The sequence below is a fragment of the Thermodesulfobacteriota bacterium genome (genome assembly GCA_036397855.1).
In the GTDB taxonomy this organism is placed as follows: domain Bacteria; phylum Desulfobacterota_D; class UBA1144; order Nemesobacterales; family CSP1-2; genus DASWID01.
The window spans coordinates 1-3117 of the sequence record DASWID010000041.1 but is presented as its reverse complement, the minus strand read 5'-3'; the positions used below and the strand labels follow the sequence as shown (position 1 = coordinate 3117).

General features: G+C 41.6%; 3 protein-coding genes. All 3 read right to left on the bottom strand.

Going from position 1 to position 3117, the window contains the following annotated elements:
• Positions 1-130 precede the first annotated feature (130 nt).
• The gene (metG, locus tag VGA95_03345) at positions 131-1669 is read right to left on the bottom strand and encodes a methionine--tRNA ligase (GenBank protein HEX9665572.1); all 1539 of its coding nucleotides are present in this window, start codon (positions 1667-1669) and stop codon (positions 131-133) included.
• 133 nt (positions 1670-1802) lie between these two features.
• The gene (locus VGA95_03340; protein ID HEX9665571.1) at positions 1803-1943 is read right to left on the bottom strand and encodes a hypothetical protein; all 141 of its coding nucleotides are present in this window, start codon (positions 1941-1943) and stop codon (positions 1803-1805) included.
• A 413-nt stretch (positions 1944-2356) separates the two neighbouring features.
• Positions 2357-3117, bottom strand: a 761-nt coding sequence (locus tag VGA95_03335) for a DNA polymerase III subunit delta' C-terminal domain-containing protein (protein HEX9665570.1), incomplete at its 5' end; no start/stop codon positions are given.

The following is a 3117-nucleotide window of genomic DNA, read 5'->3' as shown; positions in this document are numbered from 1 at the left end:
AATATTCATACCACCTAACATAAAATAGTAACCTCCTCTAAATTAAGAATATTTTATTTTATTTTCATATGAGAGCTGGAAAACATGTGCAAACTTTTGCGCAGACCGTGAAGATTTTTGCTCAACCGAACTATTTAGAATAGTATCTTGGGAATATACTCTTAACATCTCCCACCTTAGTCCCCGGATTGCTCCTACCCCACTCTTTCGCATCTGAAATGCGAACCGATTCAAGTCGCTCTCCATAACCCAACATGCTCCAAATCTCCGTGGCTGAACCGGGCATAAAGGGATACGCCAAAATTGCCACTATCCTGATTGACTCAACCAACACCCAGAGTATTGTATCCAGCCTTTCCTTTTCCCCGGCCTTTGCCAGGGACCACGGAGCAGATTCATCAATATATTTATTTACGATTCCAATGTAATCCCATAATGTGGATAAAGATTTACTGAATGCAATCTCATCCATGTATTCATCAAACTTTCTAACGGTCTTTAGCGCATGCTCCTTTATGTTTACATCAGGTTGCAGAAGTGAGCCCGGCACCGGTATCACACCATCATTATACTTCTTGATCATCCCGATAGTCCTGCTTACGAGATTTCCGAGCCCGTTTGCCAGTTCACCGTTTATCCGCCCGATAATTCCGCTTCTGGAGAAATCCCCATCCTGACCGAATGGTATCTCTCTCAACAGAAAATATCTGAAAACATCTTGACCGAATTCATCAACGATCTTATATGGATCAACAACGTTACCCAGAGACTTCGACATCTTCTCTCCCTCGACTGTCCACCAGCCATGCGCAAAGACCTGATGGGGAAGGGAAAGTCCCGCAGACATCAGAAATGCGGGCCAGTACACGGCATGGAATCGAAGAATATCTTTTCCAACCAAATGAATATCGGCTGGCCATATCTCATTCAAATTTTCCGAATTGTCAGGAAACCCGGCGGCCGTAAGATAGTTGGTCAATGCATCAAACCATACATAGATTACATGTTTTGAATCTCCGGGCACCGGAATTCCCCACGAAAAGGTCGTGCGACTCACACTCAGATCCTTAAGACCACCTTCGACGAATCGAACGACCTCGTTCCGCCTGTTTTTTGGTTGTATAAATTCAGGGTGCTTCCTGTAATGCTCAAGGAGTTTCTCTTGATACTTCGAGAGCCTGAAAAAATAGCTTTCTTCTTTTATCCTCTCCAAAGGCGGCCGAGTGCTTTCCGGAAGGTTCATATACTCCTCAAGCTGGGTGTCAGTCACAAACGCCTCGTTTCTCACATCATACCAACCTTCGTATTCACCAAGATATATATCTCCTTTGCCTTCGATTATCCGAAAAATCGCCTGGACCGCCATTTTATGTCTATCTTCGGTTGTCCTTATAAAGTCATCATTTGTTATATTTAGATTTTCCCAGAGATTCTTGAAACGTAAAACAACCCTGTCGGCAAGCTCAATTGGTTCTATCCCAGACGCCTGAGCTGCCCTTTCTATCTTCTGCCCATGCTCATCGGTACCCGTTAGGAAAAAGACAGCCTCACCCCTGAGCCTTCGGAATCTGGCAATCACATCCGCTGCTATCGTGGTATAAGCATGGCCGATATGTGGAACGTCATTTACATAGTATATTGGGGTTGTGACGTAAAAGCGTTTTCCCATTACGAAGCGATCCTTAAATATTGCTTTTTCGTGTTAAGTGATTTGAAACTTCCTGAGTTATTTCTGTAAGTGTTATATATTTCGCGGACAGAATCTTTAATAGTGCTTTTTTCATATAGCTTACTCTTCTCTCTCACTTCTTTGTCTTGATACTGAATAGATCCTGACCTATCGTCAGGACATGGTTCAGCACAGGTACAAAGAAGCAATCCTTCGATCCTTCGATGAACTCAGGACTTAGGACTAGGCTACCCAAAAATTCGCAAAAATCCACCTTAATCCTCCTTTAGAAAAGGAGGAAATTCCCTCTTTATTAAAGAGGCTGTCATGAGTCCATCGAATGGGGATCTAGGGAGATTTTAACGTCTTCGTTTCTGATTTTTTTAATACTGAAACAAGTTCAGCACAGGCCGCAATTTTTGGAATGCCGTTCAAGTCCTTTTCATTCTGAAAAGGATTGTTGAAAATAAATCTATTCATCAAATTGTGAGAATTCTGTCCTCGAAATATCTGGCTTCTACAATTGAGTGAAACGAGGAATCCATCTTAAACATTTTCGCGAAGCAGCTTCGATACACTCGAGATAACATCGTTAGAGCTATGAGATTCCTTCGCCATCGCTCGCAGCAACAAACTTATGAAACTTTAAAACACGATTTAAACCCACTAACAATCCTAGATTTAATTTTACTCAGCTATCTTTAACACCAAATTTTCAAGGGCTATCTGTTTATTAGCGTTTAAACGAAGAATAGAATTGGATACCTGTTCTGCAAAATTCAGCTTTTCCAATATCTTCTCCAAACTGTATCTGCTCGCATACTCTCGAGATACAGAAATTAAATGCTTATTCATAAGCAAATCCTCATCTAGACCGATCTTCACGCTTATCAAATCACGAAGCCATAGCAAAATAAATTCCAAATATATCTTCAGTTTCTCATTGTCGTCATTGGATGAACCCCTAAGAATAGACTCCACAACGCCAAGCACTGAGGACGCAAAATCAGTTTCAACCCGCGATAATCTGCTAATCAGCTCATTCCGATCTGAAAGAATTTTATCATCTAAATTCAATGCCCTACCTAAACTCCCTTCGGAAAGAAACGCAATCATCGTTGATTCTTCACTCGAAAGACCTCTCCTAGTTTTAAGCTCTTCCACGATAAGCTCAATTGGAATACCCTCAAATCGTAATGACTGGCACCTTGAACGGATTGTCGGAAGTAAAGACTGAGGACTTGACGTAAGAAGAATTATGATTGATTCATCGGGCGGTTCTTCAAGTGTCTTCAGGAAAGCGTTCTGCGCACTATGGCTCATCCTGTCGGCCTCATCTACGATTGCAACCTTATACCTTCCTTCAAAGGGTTTAAAATAAAGCCTATCTTCCACATCTTCGCGTATTTGATCAACTTTAATATCCCTTAATCCTTTGTACTCAATCA